This window comes from Algoriphagus sp. NF (assembly GCF_028823735.1).
Lineage (GTDB): Bacteria > Bacteroidota > Bacteroidia > Cytophagales > Cyclobacteriaceae > Algoriphagus > Algoriphagus marincola.
This window is the reverse complement of record NZ_JAPEIB010000006.1, coordinates 37,728-56,957: the sequence shown is the minus strand read 5'-3', so window position 1 is coordinate 56,957 and position 19,230 is coordinate 37,728. Positions and strand designations below refer to the sequence as shown.

The 19,230-nt window shown below is 42.0% G+C and carries 20 protein-coding genes; 16 read left to right on the top strand and 4 right to left on the bottom strand.

Annotated features, from left to right (window positions below; translation table 11 throughout):
* Positions 1–47 precede the first annotated feature (47 nt).
* The 5 genes from OU792_RS04255 to OU792_RS04235 all read left to right on the top strand — a co-directional run bounded on the left by OU792_RS04255 (position 48) and on the right by OU792_RS04235 (position 7,151).
* Positions 48–1,019 (top strand): AAA family ATPase, encoded by a 972-nt coding sequence (locus OU792_RS04255; RefSeq protein ID WP_026946743.1) that lies wholly within the window; start codon positions 48–50, stop codon positions 1,017–1,019.
* A 185-nt stretch (positions 1,020–1,204) separates the two neighbouring features.
* Complete coding sequence (locus OU792_RS04250; RefSeq protein WP_274669564.1) at positions 1,205–2,707, top strand: hypothetical protein; 1,503 nt, start codon at positions 1,205–1,207, stop codon at positions 2,705–2,707.
* Positions 2,708–2,818: 111 nt separating this feature from the next.
* Positions 2,819–5,695 carry a TonB-dependent receptor gene (locus OU792_RS04245; protein ID WP_274669563.1) on the top strand — a complete coding sequence of 959 codons (2,877 nt, stop codon included), beginning with the start codon at positions 2,819–2,821 and terminating at the stop codon, positions 5,693–5,695.
* A 130-nt stretch (positions 5,696–5,825) separates the two neighbouring features.
* On the top strand, positions 5,826–6,701 hold the full coding sequence (locus OU792_RS04240) for a cation diffusion facilitator family transporter (RefSeq protein WP_274669562.1): 876 nt from the start codon (positions 5,826–5,828) through the stop codon (positions 6,699–6,701).
* A 6-nt stretch (positions 6,702–6,707) separates the two neighbouring features.
* On the top strand, positions 6,708–7,151 hold the full coding sequence (locus OU792_RS04235) for a DinB family protein (RefSeq protein ID WP_274669561.1): 444 nt from the start codon (positions 6,708–6,710) through the stop codon (positions 7,149–7,151).
* Positions 7,152–7,153: 2 nt separating this feature from the next.
* Here the strand turns inward: OU792_RS04235 and OU792_RS04230 are convergent, their stop codons facing one another.
* Both OU792_RS04230 and wecB read right to left on the bottom strand, forming a co-directional pair.
* Positions 7,154–7,639, bottom strand: a complete 486-nt coding sequence (locus tag OU792_RS04230) for a cupin domain-containing protein (RefSeq protein ID WP_274669560.1) — start codon at positions 7,637–7,639, stop codon at positions 7,154–7,156.
* Entirely contained in the window at positions 7,639–8,733 is a 1,095-nt protein-coding gene (gene wecB / locus OU792_RS04225; RefSeq protein WP_274669559.1) for a non-hydrolyzing UDP-N-acetylglucosamine 2-epimerase, read from the bottom strand. Before wecB ends, OU792_RS04230 begins: the two co-directional genes overlap by 1 nt.
* 131 nt (positions 8,734–8,864) lie before the next feature.
* Here wecB and OU792_RS04220 point away from each other — a divergent pair, with 131 nt between their 5' ends.
* Genes OU792_RS04220 through OU792_RS04210 form a run of 3 tightly spaced genes read left to right on the top strand, consistent with a single transcriptional unit; the run spans position 8,865 to position 11,740 of the window.
* Entirely contained in the window at positions 8,865–9,527 is a 663-nt protein-coding gene (locus tag OU792_RS04220) for a hypothetical protein (RefSeq protein WP_274669558.1), read from the top strand.
* Position 9,528: 1 nt separating this feature from the next.
* Complete coding sequence (locus OU792_RS04215; RefSeq protein ID WP_274669557.1) at positions 9,529–11,226, top strand: capsule assembly Wzi family protein; 1,698 nt, start codon at positions 9,529–9,531, stop codon at positions 11,224–11,226.
* Between the two features lies 1 nt (position 11,227).
* On the top strand, positions 11,228–11,740 hold the full coding sequence (locus OU792_RS04210; protein ID WP_222584134.1) for an FKBP-type peptidyl-prolyl cis-trans isomerase: 513 nt from the start codon (positions 11,228–11,230) through the stop codon (positions 11,738–11,740).
* A 171-nt stretch (positions 11,741–11,911) separates the two neighbouring features.
* On the opposite strand, the gene OU792_RS04205 is transcribed toward OU792_RS04210, so the two are convergent.
* On the bottom strand, positions 11,912–12,751 hold the full coding sequence (locus OU792_RS04205) for a hypothetical protein (protein WP_274669556.1): 840 nt from the start codon (positions 12,749–12,751) through the stop codon (positions 11,912–11,914).
* 1,016 nt (positions 12,752–13,767) lie between these two features.
* Between OU792_RS04205 and OU792_RS04200 the strand changes: the two genes are divergently transcribed.
* The 8 genes from OU792_RS04200 (at position 13,768) to OU792_RS04165 (ending at position 18,459) form a co-directional block, all read left to right on the top strand.
* Complete coding sequence (locus OU792_RS04200; protein WP_166669345.1) at positions 13,768–13,938, top strand: hypothetical protein; 171 nt, start codon at positions 13,768–13,770, stop codon at positions 13,936–13,938.
* A 62-nt stretch (positions 13,939–14,000) separates the two neighbouring features.
* Positions 14,001–14,429 (top strand): hypothetical protein, encoded by a 429-nt coding sequence (locus OU792_RS04195; RefSeq protein ID WP_222584132.1) that lies wholly within the window; start codon positions 14,001–14,003, stop codon positions 14,427–14,429.
* Between the two features lie 65 nt (positions 14,430–14,494).
* A complete protein-coding gene (locus OU792_RS04190; protein ID WP_166669346.1) occupies positions 14,495–14,650 on the top strand; it encodes a hypothetical protein in 156 nt (51 codons plus the stop codon).
* A gap of 57 nt (positions 14,651–14,707) precedes the next feature.
* Positions 14,708–15,133, top strand: coding sequence for a hypothetical protein (locus tag OU792_RS04185; protein ID WP_134199136.1), 426 nt, complete (start codon positions 14,708–14,710; stop codon positions 15,131–15,133).
* Positions 15,134–15,160: 27 nt separating this feature from the next.
* Positions 15,161–15,775: a hypothetical protein gene (locus OU792_RS04180; RefSeq protein WP_274669555.1), complete on the top strand. Its 615-nt coding sequence runs from the start codon at positions 15,161–15,163 to the stop codon at positions 15,773–15,775.
* 4 nt (positions 15,776–15,779) lie between these two features.
* Positions 15,780–16,310: a TlpA family protein disulfide reductase gene (locus OU792_RS04175; protein ID WP_274669554.1), complete on the top strand. Its 531-nt coding sequence runs from the start codon at positions 15,780–15,782 to the stop codon at positions 16,308–16,310.
* Positions 16,294–17,421 carry a cysteine peptidase family C39 domain-containing protein gene (locus OU792_RS04170; RefSeq protein ID WP_274669553.1) on the top strand — a complete coding sequence of 376 codons (1,128 nt, stop codon included), beginning with the start codon at positions 16,294–16,296 and terminating at the stop codon, positions 17,419–17,421. Before OU792_RS04175 ends, OU792_RS04170 begins: the two co-directional genes overlap by 17 nt.
* Positions 17,422–17,469: 48 nt before the next feature.
* The gene (locus OU792_RS04165) at positions 17,470–18,459 is read left to right on the top strand and encodes an ATP-binding cassette domain-containing protein (RefSeq protein ID WP_274669552.1); all 990 of its coding nucleotides are present in this window, start codon (positions 17,470–17,472) and stop codon (positions 18,457–18,459) included.
* A 260-nt stretch (positions 18,460–18,719) separates the two neighbouring features.
* On the opposite strand, the gene rlmH is transcribed toward OU792_RS04165, so the two are convergent.
* Positions 18,720–19,193 carry a 23S rRNA (pseudouridine(1915)-N(3))-methyltransferase RlmH gene (rlmH, locus tag OU792_RS04160; protein WP_222584127.1) on the bottom strand — a complete coding sequence of 158 codons (474 nt, stop codon included), beginning with the start codon at positions 19,191–19,193 and terminating at the stop codon, positions 18,720–18,722.
* Between the last annotated feature and the right edge of the window lie 37 nt (positions 19,194–19,230).

Here is a 19,230-nt window from a genome sequence, read left to right as displayed (position 1 = left end):
GGGACAAATTATTCTATTTTTACACTTCTCACAGAAAAATTAAGCAGATGTATCAGGACAAAATCCAAGCTGTCACAGAGGAAGTTCGTAAGGTCGTCGTCGGTCAGGACAAAATGGTCAACCGATTGTTGATCGGCCTTTTTACCAATGGTCATATTTTGCTCGAAGGGGTGCCGGGTTTGGCGAAAACCCTGACCGTTAATACCCTGGCCAAAGTGCTTCATTTGGATTTTAACCGGATACAGTTTACCCCTGATCTTTTGCCTTCTGACCTGATCGGTACCATGATCTACAATCAGCAGAATGGGGATTTTGAAGTGAAAAAGGGACCGATTTTCTCTAATCTGATCTTGGCGGATGAGGTCAATAGATCCCCGGCTAAGGTGCAGTCAGCTCTCTTGGAGGCTATGCAGGAAAAGCAGGTGACTATCGGTGAAACTACCTTTCAGCTAGATCGTCCTTTCTTGGTATTGGCTACTCAAAACCCAGTGGATCAGGAAGGAACCTACCCCTTGCCGGAAGCTCAGGTCGATCGATTTATGATGAAAGTACATATTGACTACCCATCCAAGGCAGATGAAATGGAAGTGATGCGCCGCATGGCGAATATGTCCTTTAGCTCTGAAGTCAATGCCGTCCTCTCCAAAGAGGATATCTTTGGTATTCGGGATGAAATCAATGGAATCAAAATCGCCGAACCCCTCGAGCAATACATCATCGAATTGGTATTTGCAACCCGATTCCCGGATCAATATGGTCTGAAAAATGAGGCCAAGTACATCCAATTTGGTGTATCCCCACGTGCAAGTATCAATCTAAACCTCGCATCCAAGGCTGTGGCCTATATGGATGGGAGAGATTATGTACTTCCGGAGGACATTAAGGAAATCGCCGAGGATGTGCTGAATCACCGGATTATTCTCAATTATGAGGCAGAGGCGGATGGAATCGACACCCGTGACTTGGTGAAAATATTATTGGAAAAGGTGCCGATTAATAAGTCGGTAACATTGAAATAACATGAAAACTTGATTTAAGTGGCTTTCTGAAAGGAAAGCCTTTTTTTATGCTAAATCTGTTAATCCAATATTAAATTCTGAATTCATTTTTAAAAAAAGCATAATTCGAATAATTCTCTTGTGGTAGAAAATTGAATCAGTTTTGCATCGAAATAAAAGCAAAACCAAAATTCAATCTATATCACATGAAAAAGTTTAATTACCTATTCTTGATGTTCGCAGCCATCACAATCGCCTTCACAGGCTGTGATGATGACGAGCCTACGCCTGATAATGGTGTGACAATTTCAGGAATTCCTGCTACAGCTACTATTGAAGCTGGTGGAACTCTAGGTCCTGTGACCGCAACTGCCACCGCTCCTGACGGCTTGGCTCAATTAGTAATCACTAAAGACGGAAGCAGCTTTGCTACTGTTCCTTTGAGCGGTACTCAAGCTACTGCTCCTTTTGAGTACACCGCTCTTCCTGAAGATGCAGGAAAGAATGTAGTTTTTACTTTCACTGTAACTGATGTTGACGGTGATCAGGCTGTAGCTACTCACGTATTGACTGTAGGTGCTGAAGCTACTACTATCAGAATCGAAAGCAATATCACTGCTGACCAGACTTGGGAAACAGGTAAGACTTATATCCTTGGGGGACGTATCGTAGTAGAAGCTGGCAATACTTTGACTATCGAGCCAGGTGTAATTGTAAAAGGTGAAGTAGGAACTGGTGCCAATGCATCTGCTTTGATCATCGCAAGAGGAGCTACTATCAACGCTGAGGGTAACGCTACTTCTCCAATCATTTTTACCACTGTAGCAGACGAAATCGCTCCAGGTCAGATCGCTTCTCCTAACCTTGATCCAGACCTTAATGGACTTTGGGGTGGATTGATCGTCCTTGGAAATGCAAAAGGTTCTTTCGCGGGAGACGTTGCTGAAATTCAAATCGAAGGTATCCCGCCATCAGATACAAATGGTCTTTATGGAGGAAATGATGATGCTGAGTCTTCAGGTATTTTGAAATTTATCTCTATTCGCCATGGTGGTGCAAACATTGGTGAAGGAAACGAAATCAACGGTTTGACACTTGGTAGTGTCGGCTCTGGAACAGTTATCGAAAATGTAGAGGTGATCGCCAATCAGGATGATGGAATCGAATGGTTCGGTGGTGCTGTTAATGTAAGCAACGCTATCGTTTGGAATGCTGGTGATGATGCGCTTGATACTGATCAGGCTTGGTCTGGTACTTTGGACAACTTTATCGTCATCACAGGCGGAGAGACTGATCACGCTCTTGAAATTGATGGACCTGAAGGATCTTTCAACGCTGGTCACACTTTGAGAAACGGTTCTGTGAAAGGCAACGATGTTTCTGAGCTAGGTGACTTCCGTGATGGAGCAAGAGGAACTTTTGAAAACATCTACTTCTTTGGATTTGCAAATCCTGCCGATACAGACGGAAGAGGTGACTTCTCTCTAAGTGGTGACAAAACTCTTGCAACATTTGCTGACGGAGCATTGAAGTTCATGAATCTTGAAATCACGCTTGCTGAAGGAGTTGCACTTAGCACAGTGTTCAAAGCAGGAACTGATGCTGCAGCATCATCTGTAGCAGCTGGTGCCAATACTGTTGGTGCTGACAAGTCTGCATTCGCAGGTTGGACTTGGGCTGATGTAGCAGGAGAGCTAGCTGACTTCTAAATCCCGATTAAATCTCAATAAAAGAGGAAGGAAAGACTCGCAAGGAACTTCCTTCCTCTTCCTTATACAAGATCAAATTGCTGTATGAAAACAAAATCCACCCAGCCCATCATGAAAAAATTATTGATTTTAGGGGCTATCGTTCTCACTCAGTTCCTCACAGCCATGGCTTTCGCCCAAAATGGCACCATCAGAGGAACTATCTATGAAGAATCAACTGGAGAACCGCTATTTGGGGTTTCAGTTTTAGTAAAAGAAACATCAACCGGAGCCGTTACGGATTTCGATGGAAAATTCGAAATTCAAGTTGCTCCCGGAACTTACAATCTTCAAATCTCTTACATTTCTTACTCTACTGTAGAACTTACTACCGTGGAGGTGAAAGCAGGTGAAGTCACAGTTTTAGACGATATTTTGATGGCAGAAGAAGCCTCTGAATTGGAGACTGTGACCATTGCGGCTTCTGCGATTCGTACGACAGAATCAGCCTTGATGTCTGTAAAGAGAAATGCTGCCAATCTGATGGATGGTATTTCGGCCAGTTCATTCCGTAAAATCGGTGATGGAGATGCCGCTTCCGCAGTGAAGCGAGTTACAGGTGTATCCATCGAAGGTGGAAAATATGTTTACGTCCGTGGATTGGGTGACCGATATACAAAAACCGTTCTGAACGGCGTAGACGTACCAGGTCTGGATCCAGATCGAAATACCATTCAAATGGATATTTTTCCTACCAATGTGATTGACAATATCATTGTTTCCAAGTCTTTCACAGCTGACCTTCCTGCTGATTTTACTGGTGGGGTGGTAGATATCGAAACAAAAGACTTTCCTGAAGAAAAGGTTGCTAGAATAGGAATTTCTGGAGGCTACAATCCTTCCATGCACTTCAATAGTAACTATGTTAAGTATGAAGGTGGAAAAACAGATTGGTTGGGATTCGATGACGGAACCCGTGCTATCCCTACAGGAGGCCGTACCGACATTCCTCAGTATGCTGATGTGGTAGGAAACCCTAATTCCCCATTAGGTCAGGAGTATCAAAGTATTCTGGGCAACTTCAACCAAACGTTGGGAGGCTTTCGAACCAACAGTATGATGGATTTTGGTTTGAGTTTTTCACTAGGAGATCAATTGGTTCGTCCAAAAGCTACCTGGGGTTATAATTTGGCTTTGACTTATAAAAACGACACCGAGTTTTATCAGAATGCAGAGTTTAATCTCTATGGAAAACCAAGAGAGTCAACTGAAACGGAGCTTGAAGCACTCGAAAGACAGCGTGGTGACTACGGTGTCAACAATGTCCTTCTAGGAGGTATTGCCGGAATTGCCCTCAAGACAGAGGCTTCTAAATTCAGATTGAACTTTATGCACCTTCAGAATGGTGAGACGAAGGCCGGGGAGTTCGATTTTGTCAACACGAACCTCGGAGCAAATTTTGAGGCTAAGCAATATAACTTGGAGTATTCTGAGCGAGCTTTAACCAGTATTCTTCTTGGAGGTACGCATTATTTGAATGGTAGAGATTGGGAAATCAACTGGAAAGTGGCTCCTACACGATCCAGTATCGAAGATCCAGATGTGCGATTCACTCGATTCAGACTGCCAAATAATACAGTAGGGACAGAGGTAGGTCTTCCAACTCGAATTTGGAGATTCTTAGAGGAGGAAAACCTAGTGGGTAAATTGGATCTGACCAAGCAAGCTTTCCTTTTTGATCGTGATGCCAAGGTGAAGTTTGGTGGAAATTATGTTTATAAAAACAGAGATTTTGACATTCAAAGCTTCCAGTTTCCTACCGGAAATGCTGATTTGAATGGGGATCCTAATCAAATCCTAGCTCCAGAAAATCTCTTTTCTGCAGAAAATAGAAACGGGGTAAGATACAACCCGGACTTCATTCCAAACAATCCTAACCAGTACAACTCAAATGTGACGAGCTATGCAGGATATGTATCAGCTGAGTTGCAGCCGGCAGAGCGTCTTAAGGCAATTGCTGGAGTGAGAATGGAAAAATACACGCAGTTCTACACCGGTACCAACCAAAATGCGACGATCGTATTTGATAATGAGCGGGTACTGGATGATTTGGACTTCTTCCCTACGCTGAACTTAATCTACAGCCTCAAGGAAAATCAGAATCTTCGACTTTCTGCTTCACGTACAATTGCTAGACCTTCTTTCAAGGAGTTGTCTTTTGCGGAAATTTTGGATCCAATCACAGGTCGTACCTTTATCGGTGGCTTGTTCGAAGAGCGAACAAATGGTGGAACAGAATTGCTATGGGATGGTAATCTGACAGCAACCCGAATCAATAACTTTGACCTTCGATGGGAAGCATTCCAGGAAAGAGGCCAAATGCTTTCTGTGAGTGCTTTTTACAAAACCTTTGATCGTCCTATCGAAATCGTACAATTCCTTTCTGATCCGGGAGCTTTCCAGCCTCGAAATGTAGGAAATGGTACTGTGGCTGGTTTGGAACTCGAGTTTAGAAAAGAGTTGGGCTTCATTTCTCCTGCATTCGAGAAATTTAGCTGGAATACAAACGTGACTGTCACTGAGTCTCAAATCAAAATGTCAGAATCTGAATTTAGATCCAGATCCTTGACTGCCCGTGAAGGGGAAGAGGTAAAAGATACTCGTGACATGGCAGGTCAGGCTCCATACATCATCAATACAGGAATTAGCTATCAGGATTTCAATTCTGGTTGGGAAGCAGGTATCTTCTACAACGTACAAGGCCCGACCTTGAACTTGGTAGGTTTCGGTAACCGTACAGATACCTATACGGTGCCATTCCATGCCTTGAATTTGAATGTGAACAAGTCCTTTGGTGCTGATGAGCGAATCCAGACTAGCTTTGGAGTATCCAATATTTTGAATGACAAGAGACAACTCGTCTTCCGTTCATTCCAGGCTCAAGATCAGTTCTTCACGAACCTGGCACCTGGTACGGAGATTAGCTTTAGCTTCTCCTATTCATTCTAAGATATATTTTGAATTTTGGGAGCCGGTTTGCATTTAGCAGACCGGCTTTTTTATTGCCTTTCCAAAAATGAAATAAGGAATGGGGAGTTTCTTTCAAATGCTTAACTTCGGATCTAAGAGTTAGTCATTTATGTCTCACCATCACCACCATCATTCGGCATCCAAGAATCTGGGATTGGCATTTTTTCTCAATTTGGCATTTACCATTCTTGAGTTGGTCGGAGGTTATTGGGTAAATAGTGTGGCTATTATTTCAGATGCCATTCATGATTTGGGAGATAGTATCTCCTTAGGGTTTTCGTGGTTGATGGAGCGAAAAGCTAAGTCGGCCCCGACCAAGCGCTTCTCTTTTGGTTACCGTCGTTTTTCTCTTTTGGGAGCTTTGATCAACAGTATCATCCTGATTCTAGGATCTGTTTTTGTGATCAAAGAGGCCATAGATCGATTGATCTCACCTGAAATACCGGATGCTAAAGGGATGCTGATATTTGCTGTATTTGGAGTAGCCGTCAATGGCTATGCAGCTTGGAAGCTCAGTGGAGGCAAGACGCTAAATGAAAAAGTGATTACCTGGCATTTGCTGGAAGATGTCCTTGGCTGGGTGGCAGTTTTGATTGCTTCTATTGCTATCTATTTTTGGGAAATTCCTCTTTTGGATCCCATTTTATCTTTAGCCATTACAGCCTTTATTCTCTGGAATGTCATCAAGCGTTTGAAGGAGACAATCCTTATTTTCCTACAGAGTCAACCTGCTGAAATTGATCGTAAGAAAGTTGAGAAGGAGCTATTGGAAATAGCAGGGATCTGTTCCGTTCATCATACACATATTTGGTCTTTGGATGGAGAGCGACACGTGTTCAGTACCCATTTGAAATTAAAAAAAGAAACAGTACTCGAAGAGATCGCCACTATTAAACGAGAGGTAAAAAAGCGGCTTGAAAAGTTTCACTTTGAGCACATTACCTTAGAGACAGAATTAGAGGGTGATCCCTGTGAATTTGAATGAAGCAAAATGGAAAATGACCAACTAATTGAACTTTGGAAGGAAGGGCGAACGCGATTCACCAAGCTTTTGGATAAGGCTGTGGAAGCAGATTTAACCAAAAAACTTGGAGATACTCCTAATTCAGCTGGTTTTTTGATCCGGCATGTAGCAGAGGTTGAATTGCTTTTTGCAAAAAATGTATTTGGGAAAAGGGATGTAAAAATTACCGCCAAAACGCTCATTGCAGGGAAAGATACGGGCGAGTGGACCAATCTGACTGATTTGAGAGAATATACAACTTATGCGGGCGAGGAGCTTGAAGCTGCCATTCGTGCGCAGAAGGACTGGTCATCGGTGGTTGAGACAAAAGAGTTTGGTAAGAAGACCAAGTCAGAAGCTTTTGGAAGGATCCTTACACACACAGCATACCATTCAGGTCAGTTGGCTTTGGTCTTGAAGTACGGCACTTGATATCAAGTCAATTTTCTGATGATTTCTTCCGCATCGGGATATTGATTTAGCAATAATTCCATATCCATCAACTCAAAATCCTTAAAATCGAATCCGGGTGCCACTACACAGGAAACTAAAGCGTAGCTGTTAGGGTGGTCCACTGTACTTCCAAAAATCGTATTTGCAGGCACGAGTTGCTGTGGTGAGCAGCCAGATTCTCCCACTGGCCCAAGGGCTAAAATTTGATGTCCCTTTTCTCCTAAAATATGAACTGATAGGGTGCTCCCTTCATGCCAAAACCAATGCTCATCACTTTTGATTCTGTGGAAGTTGGAGTGATTTTCCGAGGTCAGAAGAAAGTAGATAACAGTAGCCAAGTTTCGCTTTCCAGAGGCTGTTTCTAGTATCTCCGTACTTCGGTAGGTTTCTGTAAAAAAACCACCTTCGGGATGAGGTTGGAGTTTGAGCTCCTTTACTAATTGGGCGATGCGTTTTTGGCTATCCATTAGGAATAGTGTTTGACAAGAATTTCGACGATTCGTTCGGCAGTTTTTCCATCCCATTTTGGGATTCCTTGGTATTGCTTCCATTCCCCTGCCATGACCTTTTCCAGATAGGGCTTTAGCTTCGCTGGGTCTGTTCCCACCAGCTCATTTGTTCCTAAATGGATGGTTTCGGCTCTTTCGGTATTATCACGGAGCGTAATGCACGGGACATTCATGACGGAAGCTTCTTCGGTGATGCCACCTGAGTCAGTGATTACCCCTTTGGCATTTTTGACGAGGTAATTGAACTGCAAATAGCCAAGCGGTTCACAGAGGTGGAGATTAGGTGAGGATATTCCCAAAGCTTGGAGGTTTTTGGCTGTACGGGGATGCACCGGAAAGATAATCGGCAGACCATGTGTTCCTTCCAAAATGGCTTCAATCATGGCCTTAAGCTTTTGTTCCTGATCCACATTGGCAGGTCTGTGCATGGTCATGACGAAGTACTCCTTCGGCTTCAGTTGATCGAAAAGCTTTCCTTCAGGTTTCTCAAATCGAGGCATTTGAGCTAGGAGTGTATCGATCATGGTATTGCCTACGTAGTGGATTTTTTCTTCAGAGAAGCCACTTTTTCGCAAGTTTTCATTGGCGATTTCGGAGGTGGTGAAAAAGTGATCGGTGATGGAATCCGTGACCATTCGATTGATCTCCTCCGGCATGGTTAAGTCACCGGAGCGAATTCCTCCTTCCACATGGGCTACATCGATGCAGAGTTTTTTGGCAGCAATGGAGCAGGCAAGGGTACTGGTGACATCGCCAACTACGAGTACCAGATCGGTGGGATTTTCCAACAACTCCTTTTCAAATGCTACCATGATAGCGGCTGTTTGCTCGGCTTGGGTACCGCCTCCTCCACCCAGATTGGCATCAGGCTCGGGAATATTGAGTTGCTCAAAAAAGTCTCCCGACATCTTTTTATCATAATGCTGACCCGTGTGAATCAGACGGAATTTGATTGCTGGGTTTTTAGCTTGTTGCTTTTGTAATTGGTGGATGATGGGGGCGATTTTCATGAAGTTGGGTCTCGCTCCCGCCACGATCGTAAAAGTGGGCATGAGATTTTTTTAAAATTTTATCCAAAAGTAAAAAATTAGGAGCAAGCGACCTGATAATTTGCGAGGATTATCTGCTTCAATTCTGGCTCCTTTTTTGTTTCTTTGTCAATCAAAGATTTTAGGTAATATTCATGAATTCAGCTTTTTGGAGAAGAGTAGTAGGGGCGTTTACAATCTTGATTCTTGCTTTCTTGAGTTCATGCACAGATACTTTGGAGCGTTCTGAAGTGGTGTATGACAATGATTTTTCAAATCTTGATTTAGCAGGCTTTGAAAATGGAAAGCTTTTTATCTTTCAGAATGATACGATTGCCGGCTTTTATCACAATGAGGAGGTTTCTGTCCAACTGGAAAATTTGCCCTCTCATAATATGCTGAAGGTCACTACCGAAATCCTCATTCATGACAGCTGGGACGGGAATCCTGAAGACGGTGTTTCCGGTCCGGATTATTGGTTTTTTGGTTTAGACAATACTGAGATCTTCCGAACCACCTTTTCCAATTCTCCTTGTGAATCGACTTTTTGCCTTTATCAATCTTATCCCAATAGTTATTTCCGACAAAATCGACCCAAGGAAGGAGCAATTCAAACCAATATGCCTGGACTTTGTCTGTTTGGGGCTTTCAGTAATTATACCACCCGCTATCGAATCGAAGAGATTATTCCTCATTCCAATAACTCCGTGAAGATTTTCTGGAATAGCGAATTGCGACAAGAAGAAAATCCTAACCCTGCTTGCGATGAGTCTTGGTCTTTGGCTAGAGTTACTGTGGAGGCATTAGTAGTGAATTGAGATGATGGGCAAAAAAGGATATATCGCGTTGATTTTTTGGATTTTCCTGATCGGAAATGTTTCTGCTCAGACCATTCCTTTAGGCATGCCGGTCTTGGATGATTACCTCCGGAGAGCTCAATTATTAGGTCGGGTGGATTCTGCTTCCAGCTGGATGATTCGTCCGCTTTATCCTACCGAAGCATTTGGAGTGAAAGATGGCTTTGATCTCGACAGCTCTATAGTGGACTTTGATCAAAGTAAATTTCACCGGTTCGTGGATGTGGATTCCGCCCGCCAGTTGAAGTTATTGATGCTACCGGCCAGTTACCGCCTGCGGTACAATTCGACTTATGCTTTTGGGGTCAATGATGGGGCCATGATTCCCAACAGGGGATTTCAGCAGGTTTTATCCTTTGGAGCCTATGCGGAGTTTGGTAAGTGGTCCTTACAGTTTCAGCCAGAGATCTTGATGGCTCAAAACAGAGACTACATCGGATTCCCAATTGAGCATCAGGCAACGGTACTCTTTTACTATGAGTACATGAATCGGATAGACATGCCTGAGCGATTTGGCAATAAAAGCTTTAATCGCTTCTATCTAGGGCAGTCTAGCTTACGATATAATGTCAATGAGTTTTCGATCGGTATGTCCACTGAGAATCTTTGGTGGGGACCGGGAAGGAGAAACTCACTTCTTTTAGGTAATAATGCGCCGGGTTTCTTTCATTTCACCCTAAATACTCGAAAACCTGTTTCCAGTCCAATTGGCTCTTTCGAGGGTCAGTTGATTAGTGGCTTTTTGAATTCCACAGATTTTCTTCCGCCACATCCGGATTATTCCATTCAGCAAAACCCGGTTTATATCCCAAAACGGGAAAATGGCAACCGCTACCTTTCTGGAATCGTCCTGACCTATCAGCCCAAGTGGGTTCCAGGTTTATTCCTTGGCTATGGTGCCACGAATCATCTCTATCGGGATGAGGTGCAGGTGATGGGAGACATTCTACCTATTTTCAACGGTCGCAAAGGGCCGGAAAATGTCTATGACCCGGTTCGTGATAGAAGACAACAGTTTTCTTCAGGCTTTTTCCGTTGGTTGAGTCCTGAAGGACATTTCGAATTTTATGGAGAGTACGGGACCCGAGGGAATAGCCGTAGAGTGAGCGATTTTATGATTACGCCTGAAAAGGGGAGAGCATTTACTTTTGGGTTTTCGCACTTGATGGAATTGGGGAAACCGGGCAGCTACTTCCAAATCAGCTCCGAAATGACTCAAACTGGGCAGACGATCCGTGAAGAAATCCGACAGCTTCGGACTTGGTACATTCACGATCATGTGCGTCATGGCTACACCCATCAAGGTCAGGTGCTTGGAGTAGGAAATGGTCCAGCAAGCAATCAGATTTTTGTAGAGTTTGCATGGGTAAAGGACATGAATCGTTTGGGCTTTCAGATGGAGCGAATTGTTTACAACAATGATTTCTACTATTTCCGCTATGAGGCTTCGAAGGATTTCCGAAACAAATATGTGGACTTAGTGCCTTCCTTAGTGGCAGATTGGCGGTTTGGAAATGTATTACTCAGCGGAAGATTCCAATATGTAAATACTTTGAACTACAAGTGGTTTCTAGAGAATCAACCTGACCAGTATTTTGTACCGGGCTATGACCGAAAGAATTTCGTAGCCAATTTGGGCGTAGCTTATTTATTTAGATAAGATGATAGCAGAAAAAAATAAAGTCATTACCATCTCCTATCGCTTGCTGGCGGATGACGGAGATTCCGGAATGGAGTTTTACGAGGAAGTTACTTCCGAACAGCCTTTTGCCTTTCTTTTTGGCCAACAGTACATCCTTCCCAAGCTGGAAGAGGCCATCGCAGGCAAAGAGGCAGGTGAGACTTTCTCTGTTTTTATTGATTTTGAAAATGGATACGGAGATTATCTCGAAGAGCGGAGAGTTATAATCCCTAAAGCCAACTTCAAAGAAGAAGGGAAAAAGAATAAGGATGTCCTTCGTGTCGGAAATGTCATTCCCATGAAAGATGATCAGGGAAACCAAATGCGTGGGGAAATCATCAAAGTGGATTACATGGGAGTTCATATGGATTTTAATCCTCCCTTAGCGGGCTATGATTTGCAGTTTGATGGTAAGATAGAGTCAATCCGGGAAGCTACTCCTGAGGAGATTGAGCACGGTCATGCGCACGGTCCGGGCGGTCATCAACACTAGTTTATAGGGCATTTGACTTATTGATTGGAGAGCCTAGGATTGATTCTTTTGTGCATAAGTCATTGATTCATGCAAAAAGTATTACCCATCATCAGGTTATTAGCTCTGATTTTATTTATTCTGATATTTCTATTGTAGAGAAGTAATTGACTGCCGAAATTTTGGGTGGATTTATTTTTTCCCTAAGTCGGTTCCTGAGCTCTTGTAAGCCTGATCAATAGTCAACTCATAGAGTCCTTCAATTCGCTCGGAGGGATAGAGTTCCAAGGCTTTCTTAAGCTGAACCTCCGAGATTCGGTATGCTTGTTGGTTGAAGTGAAAAATTGCATCGTTATAATACTGCAATCCGGCTAATTCGCGAAGATTGATAGATCGAAAAATGGTCTTATCGCTGTAGTCTATTTCGGTAGAACCAATTCGCTGATTTAACGAAAGGTAATAAGAGTCCTCTTCAGGTTTGTAGGCATCAATATACTTTTTGACTTCCGATGATCTCGTGATCATTCCGCCGATTTTCAGAGTGCTTTCCAAAACAATCGGTTGCTCATCGATCGATAGCATCGTGAAGACATGGTAATCGGTTTCGATGATTTCGAAATCAAATCCGTATCGATCCAGGATCATTCCTAGTACAGCCGTTCCACTGACACAATCAAACTTTCCTGAATCCATCATTTCATTGAAAGTGGCGTGCTGCTGGTACTTTTTAAAAAGCTCCTTGTGGGATAATTGAAAGGCATAGCGAATGAAAGCCAACGATTCACCCTTCTTTTGGAATTTGTGGTCTAGTTTAGCTAAAAAGCTTTCCCACTTCTGCTCGGGAAAATCTGAAATGGGATGAACTGCACGAAATAATGCTAGCTCTTGATCTGAAGATAGGCCTTCCTGCCAAAGTTCCTTTTCTACACTCGAGTCAAAAAGTGTTTCATTGGACTGGGCAAAGGTCACCTGGGCTGCTGATTTTATAATCAACAGACAGGTAAGTCCGATGATAAGCCCAAGATTCTTCATTTCTCTGTAATCCCAATGTTAACTTATTTTCTTAAAGTTAACAATTTGGTAACATTAGAAACAAGAGAATGAAGTAAAAGTTTTAAAAAAGGCTGATTTGGAGCTCTGGGAATAGTATTGACCTAGATTGATATTTGGGGAGTAGGGAGTGAAGTAAATGGTAAGTAGGGTTGGAAGGTTTGAGAGAGGGAAGGTTTGCTGAAAATTCTGATTCTCGATTCAATTCTGCTCTACGGCTCGTATTTCGTACTTCGTAAAAAGTGTTGGAAAGTTAGAAAGTTGAAAAGTGGTAATGTTTGCTAAAAATCCCGAATCTCGGTTCCAATCAGCTCTGCCGCCCGTAAATCGTAATTAGGTTTTAAGATAAGTTTAGAAGAGACCCCCTTCTGGATGTAGCAAAATCATGATCGGGACTAGGCGTATGTTTGTAACTACGCCTCTCTATCACAAACTAATTTGTAATTTGCTTATGAGACACGGAGTCGAGTCAAGCGTAGAGAAGTATTCCAATTGAGTCTTAGTTTGTAAATGATAAGTAATAAGTAGCGGGTGGGTTGGAGTGAGATAAGGGCTTAATAGCAGGCATTGCTTTGCTTTTGACACAAATCACGATCTTTGAGCCAGTTTTAAATTAGAGGGCTAATGGTTCGGCTATTTTCAAAACGTGAATCAGAAAGCTGAATTTTTTTCGAATCGGTTGTTTTATCTACATTTCTAAAAAAAGAGATTTCCGCTAAATTCATCGTTGAATTTTTCCAAGAATTGAAAATAATTAAAAAATAGTTGAAATTCGATGAAATATTTTGTTAGTTTAGATAAACCCCAAATAAACTAAGGAATAGGGGGGGGGGGGTAAAACTAAGAATTCAGAAGAATATTCCGAAAAAATCCGTTTTTCAGATTGTATTACTCCAAGAATCGTAAGCTTCTGATCCTAAGTGATTTGGAAGTATGAACTAGAATACCTAAAATCAGTTATTCTTTCAATTATCTCTAACAATTAACCATTTACAACTATGGAAAAATTAACAAATGACCAGATGGAAAATCTGGTGGGTGGAAACGATTATTGTGCAAATCTCTATGCGACTATTTTTATTGGTCCATTTCAGGGGAGCGATGAGCTTTATGCTATGGCAGTACAATACTTTGATACCTATTGTCGAGATTATGATCCCCAAGCCTAACTCGATTTGAAGTGAAGGGAGAATTTCTCCCTTCATTCCTTTATCTCTAAATCAACAATTTCATGCTTAAGATATTTATTTTAATTTTAATAATTGATCCAACGCTTCTATTTGGAAAGTGGGGTTTAAAGTTTGCTGAAGCACACTTTAATATGATTAATTCACCTGCATTCCATGCAACCCCAAAGGAACAACAAGATGAAATTATTCAAGTAAATGAACTATACCTTAAAAATGCTTATTTAGAGTTTAAAAAGGATACAGTTTATTGGGTTGATGTTAATCCAAGAGATAAAAATATTGTTCATAAAAAGGGGAAATGGATAATTATTGGAGATACTTTGAGAATTTTTGATTATGATAAAATTTATACTTACAACTATTTAATTGAATTAAGTCGAGAAGAAGAATTATATACTAGATTGATTTTTCCAAATGGAGATTTAGCTAGAAGTAGGGATGTTTATTCGAAAGTTGATTTAGGTAAATAGTTTGGATCAGTATATTTTCAATATAAAATAAATTAAATATTAATTTATTTTAACCATTAACAACTATGGAAAAATTAACAAATGAACAGATGGAAAATCTGGTGGGATCAGGGTATTGTGAGGATGCTGAACTGCTGCTTTTTGGAGGAGGTTTTCAAGGATCAGATGAGCTTTGGCTTTTACTTTATGATACTTGGGTGGTAAATTGTCCTCAAGCTTAATTGAGTTGCTAGTCTGCATTCTTATGTAGGCTAGCTTTTTAATCGAAAATCTTTACGATGAACTTTATATTTGTCTTACTCCTAGTAACCTCCTTGTTTTATAATAGTAATTTAGAAGGAAGGTGGAAGTTGATTGATTTTACTGGTTTTACGACTATGGTCGGTAGCGATGCATTTAAAAAATTGTCGGAGGAAAAGAAGTTAGATGCTATTCAAGGTATGGAATTCGTTTTGAATAATACCTTTTATTCATTTCAGAAGGACTCTATTTTTTTCACGAATGCAGGTCCTGACTTCTCTGTCTCGGAAAAGAAAGGAAAATTTCTCTTAAAATCAGATACTCTGATTGTTTTTGAATCTGGAAAAGTAAACCCTATAAAGTTCTTTATATCTTCTGTAAATGATTCGAATCTGAAATTAAGGTTTGTAAGAAAAGGTGGAGAACTTGGCCCGACCGAAATGACTTTTGAAAGAGTGGATTAAGGACTTAAATGTTTTCTTTAGCAAGTAATGAAGGTACTTCTTATCATATACTTTATTTTTTATGTTCTTTTCTATTTCTTAATTGATTATGTTGTTTTGAATGATTTGGTTCTTTATGAATTTTATTCTGATAAGTTTTCCGAATCTCGAGTTTATGAGTTGCTTGATTTTCGCAAAGAATGGCTCTGGGTTACTTATCCTATTAAATTGCTGATTCAACTGATAGCCCTTCAGATTCCTGCTATGCTGATTTATTTGGGTTTGTATTTAGCTAAATATGAAATCAGTTATAGAAAGGTCTTTGGGGTAGTTCTTATTTCTGAGTTTATTTTCTTTATTCCCCTGCTGATCAAAATTATATGGTTTTCCTTTCATCCCGTATCGATGGAGTCGGTTCGTTTGTTTGCGCCACTGTCTTTATTTAGTTTATTTGATGCTGAGTCACTTCAGGAATGGTTGTTTTATCCTTTCAAAGTATTGAATGTTTTTGAAGTCGTTTATTGGATACTCATGGCTTTCCTCTTAGCCAAATATTTGAAGAGCTCCTTGGACGCTATGCTTAAAATAGTATTGGGATACTATGTAAGCTTTCTTTTTTGTTGGGTAGTTTTTGTCATGTTTATTTCCTTGGGAAACAGCTAGTGCTATGCAGATAAAATATGTTTTCCCTTTTCTGCTAGCTGGATTGATCATGATTGGTGCTTGGATTGGTTTCTCTAGGTATACCACAAAGCAGGAATTGCAATCAACCTACAGTTCTATTCCTTCAATCATGTTGACTTCAACAGATGGTGATTCTATAAATTTGAAAACCGAAGGTGATTCTGTCCCTTCTGTACTAATCTACTTCAATTCCTCCTGTCCGATCTGTCAGTCTGAGGCTGAGTTAATTGAAAGAAGTTTTAGATCGGATTCGCTCACCCGTTTTTTATGGGTTTCCTCCGAATCAGTGGAGGAAGTCAAGAATTTTGCTGCAGACTATAGCCTTGATAGTTTGGATACGCACCGCTTTTATTCCGATATCCTTTTTAGACTGGCCTCTGCCTTTCGATTGACTGGAGTCCCCGCTACCTTTGTCTATGATGCCGAGGGGAATCTGGTGGACTATACCTTGGGTGCGGTATCGATGTCAGACTTGACCCTTTCCATCCAAAAAGCTCATGATCGCTCCCGCTAAGATACCTGTAGTCAAGCAGCAGGCAAGTTCTGACTGTGGAGTGGCCTGTTTGGCTTCGGTGATTCGGTATTTTGGAGGCGAGCGTTCGATAGAGTACCTGCGTCACTTGAGCGGCACAGCCATTCAGGGCACGACGGTTTTGGGTTTGGTGGAAGCAGCCCGGCAGCTGGGTATGGAAGGTGATGCTTTTCGAGTAAAGCAAATGAGTTACTTGGATGAGCTGGAGTTTCCTGTCATTCTTCATGTGGTGATAGACCAGAAGTTAAGCCACTTTGTGGTGTGCTATGGCAAAAAAGGACAGCAGTATCAGCTGATGGATCCAGCTTTGGGAGCTCGCTGGCTCACGGAGGTAGAGCTTTTGGAAATCTGGCAAAGCAGGACTTTGATATTGATGCAACCTGGTTTCGAGTTTGAGACCTCGAAAAGTAGCCGTCAGAAAAAGAGAAAATGGATTCTGGATCTAATCCGTCCGGATTTTCCCATTTTGTTGATATCGGGTTTTCTGGGTTTGGTCACCACGATCCTGGGGCTGGCGGTAGCGGTATTTTCCCAAAAGCTGATCGATGAATTTCTTCCTAATCAAGCCTGGCAAAAGCTGAGTTTGGGTCTGGTTTTGCTTTTGGTCCTATTGATCGGAAGATCGGTGCTCAGCTATCTGCGTTCTTCCATTTTGGTGCGTCAAAGCAAAGAATTGAATCTCCGACTGATCAGCGGATTTTTTGAGCAATTGCTTGGATTGCCCAAGGTGTTTTTTGATTCCCGAAAAGTCGGTGATATCACCTCCCGGATGAATGATTCCCGCCGAATTCAGCGGGCGGTATCGGTCTTGACTACCGAACTGATGGTGGACTCCTTTGTGGTCATCGTGTGCACGGTTTCCATTTTCCTCTACTCTTGGGAGATTGGATGTTGGGTTGCTGTTTTTCTCCCCGTTTATTTTCTTCTGGTTTACCGATACCACAGGCCGATTCAAAAGGGTCAGAAAGCAGTGATGATGAGCTATTCGGGTTCGGAATCGGGTTTCATCGATACGCTCACTGGCATAGGAGCCGTCAAGGGGGATTCTAAAGAGGGGCTGTTTTTGAAAGTTAATCAAAGTGCCTACCGATGATTTCAGGATGAAGCTTTTGCCTTAGGACAAGTCAGCAATCGCTTGGGCTTGGTATCCCAACTGGCGGGTGTGGTATTTTTGGTTTCTGTTTTGGGCACTTGCTGCTATCTGGTGGCACAAAATCAAATGGAACTGGGAGTCTTGGTGGCGATCAGCGGAATGCTGGGAATGCTGGTTCCGGCAGTGAACAAACTGGCCCTTGCCAATCTTCAAATTCAGGAGGCAACGATCGCAGGAGATAGACTCTATGAATTTGTACAGCTTAAACAGGAGCAAGTGGAAGAGGGAGCGGAGATTCCTGAGACGGTAACCCGGATTCAGGTGGAGAACTTGAGTTTCCGCTTTCCCGGCAGAAAACTACTCTTCGACGAGTTGAGTTTTGAACTGAAGCAAGGAAAATTGAGCGTGCTATTGGGTGAATCCGGGGGTGGTAAAAGTACACTCTTACAAGTTTTGATGGGTTTTTATGCCCCCGAATCGGGATCTATCCTGATCAATGAGGATAGGTCAATGAAAGCTATTTCTAAAAAAAGCTGGCGTGAACAGGTGGGATATGTGCCTCAGGAGATTAAGATTTTCACCGGGAGTCTGGGGTATAACCTCAGCTTGGATCCCAATCCGGCTTGTTTTGAACAGGTGGTTCGAAGATGTCAGTACTTGGGATTGCATGAGTTTTTCGAGCGGATGCCACAGGGCTATTTTACCCAAGTGGGAGAAGAAGGAGTGAATTTATCGGGAGGCCAAAAGCAGCTGGTGGGCATTGCCAGGGCTTTAATCAAACGTCCTAAGGCACTTCTGCTGGATGAATTCACCGGAGCCATGGATCGCATGACCGAGCAGAAAATGCTAGACTTGATCCTGAAGGTGAAGAAAGAGATTCCTGTTTTGGTAGTCACACACCGTATCCGACCTGCCCTGCTTGCAGACGAAGTGATGATTTTGGATCAAGGTAAACTGGTGGAAGTGGGTACGCCAGAGCTATTGGCTCAGGGAGAAAACCTGCTTTCGGGAAGTTTGAGGGATTTGATTAAATGCTGAGTCAGCTGCACCTTATTGGCAAGTCGGCCAATACTTGTGCAAAGTACCGTAGTTACGAGGTAAGCAGATATCGAGGTAGGAAAAATATAGTGATTGATACTGTTGTTTTTTTACTCTTCCAAACTTAACTAACCTAAAAATCTGCTCTACCCTTCGTAATTCGTACCTCGTAAATCGTAAATAGAGAGAAAGATGAACTAGAGACAGATTCTCGGCTATAACTTGGTTATTATTGTCACTAAGAAAAAGCCCCCTACAATCTATTCATGATGATAGGGCTCTCCTCTTAAAATAGTAAAGGCACGGTAAATCTGCTCCGCCAAAAATATTCGGATCATCTGATGGGAAAAGGTCATTTTTGAAAGGGAAATTTTTCCATTTGCACGTTGGTAAACAGCATCAGAGAATCCATAAGGTCCGCCGATCACTAGTACCAACTGCTTGATACCGGAATTCATTTTCCCTTGTAAAAAAGTCGAAAATTCCACGGATGTCATGCTTTTCCCTTTTTCATCCAGAAGTATTACCCAGTCTGTCGTACTGATTTTTTTAAGGATCGCCTCTCCTTCTTTCGCTTTTTGTTGGCTTTCTTGTAGAGATTTGGTGTTTTTAAGGTCAGGGATAATTTCCCAATCCATTCGAATGTAGTGTTGTAATCTTTTCGAATAGAGCTCTTGTAATTCAAGAATGGCAGAATGGTCTGTTTTGCCGATAGCGATAATTTTAAGCTGCATAGGAGATCCTACTAGGTGATAATGAGGTCTTTTAGGT

What these genes read in the sequence shown, in the direction of transcription:
- OU792_RS04255 (WP_026946743.1), top strand. Translation starts at nt 48, where the DNA reads ATGTATCAGGACAAAATCCAAGCTGTCACAGAGGAAGTTCGTAAGGTC.
- OU792_RS04250 (WP_274669564.1), top strand. Translation starts at nt 1,205, where the DNA reads ATGAAAAAGTTTAATTACCTATTCTTGATGTTCGCAGCCATCACAATC.
- OU792_RS04245 (WP_274669563.1), top strand. Translation starts at nt 2,819, where the DNA reads ATGAAAAAATTATTGATTTTAGGGGCTATCGTTCTCACTCAGTTCCTC.
- OU792_RS04240 (WP_274669562.1), top strand. Translation starts at nt 5,826, where the DNA reads ATGTCTCACCATCACCACCATCATTCGGCATCCAAGAATCTGGGATTG.
- OU792_RS04235 (WP_274669561.1), top strand. Translation starts at nt 6,708, where the DNA reads ATGGAAAATGACCAACTAATTGAACTTTGGAAGGAAGGGCGAACGCGA.
- OU792_RS04230 (WP_274669560.1), bottom strand. Translation starts at nt 7,639, where the DNA reads ATGGATAGCCAAAAACGCATCGCCCAATTAGTAAAGGAGCTCAAACTC.
- wecB (WP_274669559.1), bottom strand. Translation starts at nt 8,733, where the DNA reads ATGCCCACTTTTACGATCGTGGCGGGAGCGAGACCCAACTTCATGAAA.
- OU792_RS04220 (WP_274669558.1), top strand. Translation starts at nt 8,865, where the DNA reads ATGAATTCAGCTTTTTGGAGAAGAGTAGTAGGGGCGTTTACAATCTTG.
- OU792_RS04215 (WP_274669557.1), top strand. Translation starts at nt 9,529, where the DNA reads ATGATGGGCAAAAAAGGATATATCGCGTTGATTTTTTGGATTTTCCTG.
- OU792_RS04210 (WP_222584134.1), top strand. Translation starts at nt 11,228, where the DNA reads ATGATAGCAGAAAAAAATAAAGTCATTACCATCTCCTATCGCTTGCTG.
- OU792_RS04205 (WP_274669556.1), bottom strand. Translation starts at nt 12,751, where the DNA reads ATGAAGAATCTTGGGCTTATCATCGGACTTACCTGTCTGTTGATTATA.
- OU792_RS04200 (WP_166669345.1), top strand. Translation starts at nt 13,768, where the DNA reads ATGGAAAAATTAACAAATGACCAGATGGAAAATCTGGTGGGTGGAAAC.
- OU792_RS04195 (WP_222584132.1), top strand. Translation starts at nt 14,001, where the DNA reads ATGCTTAAGATATTTATTTTAATTTTAATAATTGATCCAACGCTTCTA.
- OU792_RS04190 (WP_166669346.1), top strand. Translation starts at nt 14,495, where the DNA reads ATGGAAAAATTAACAAATGAACAGATGGAAAATCTGGTGGGATCAGGG.
- OU792_RS04185 (WP_134199136.1), top strand. Translation starts at nt 14,708, where the DNA reads ATGAACTTTATATTTGTCTTACTCCTAGTAACCTCCTTGTTTTATAAT.
- OU792_RS04180 (WP_274669555.1), top strand. Translation starts at nt 15,161, where the DNA reads ATGAAGGTACTTCTTATCATATACTTTATTTTTTATGTTCTTTTCTAT.
- OU792_RS04175 (WP_274669554.1), top strand. Translation starts at nt 15,780, where the DNA reads ATGCAGATAAAATATGTTTTCCCTTTTCTGCTAGCTGGATTGATCATG.
- OU792_RS04170 (WP_274669553.1), top strand. Translation starts at nt 16,294, where the DNA reads ATGATCGCTCCCGCTAAGATACCTGTAGTCAAGCAGCAGGCAAGTTCT.
- rlmH (WP_222584127.1), bottom strand. Translation starts at nt 19,193, where the DNA reads ATGCAGCTTAAAATTATCGCTATCGGCAAAACAGACCATTCTGCCATT.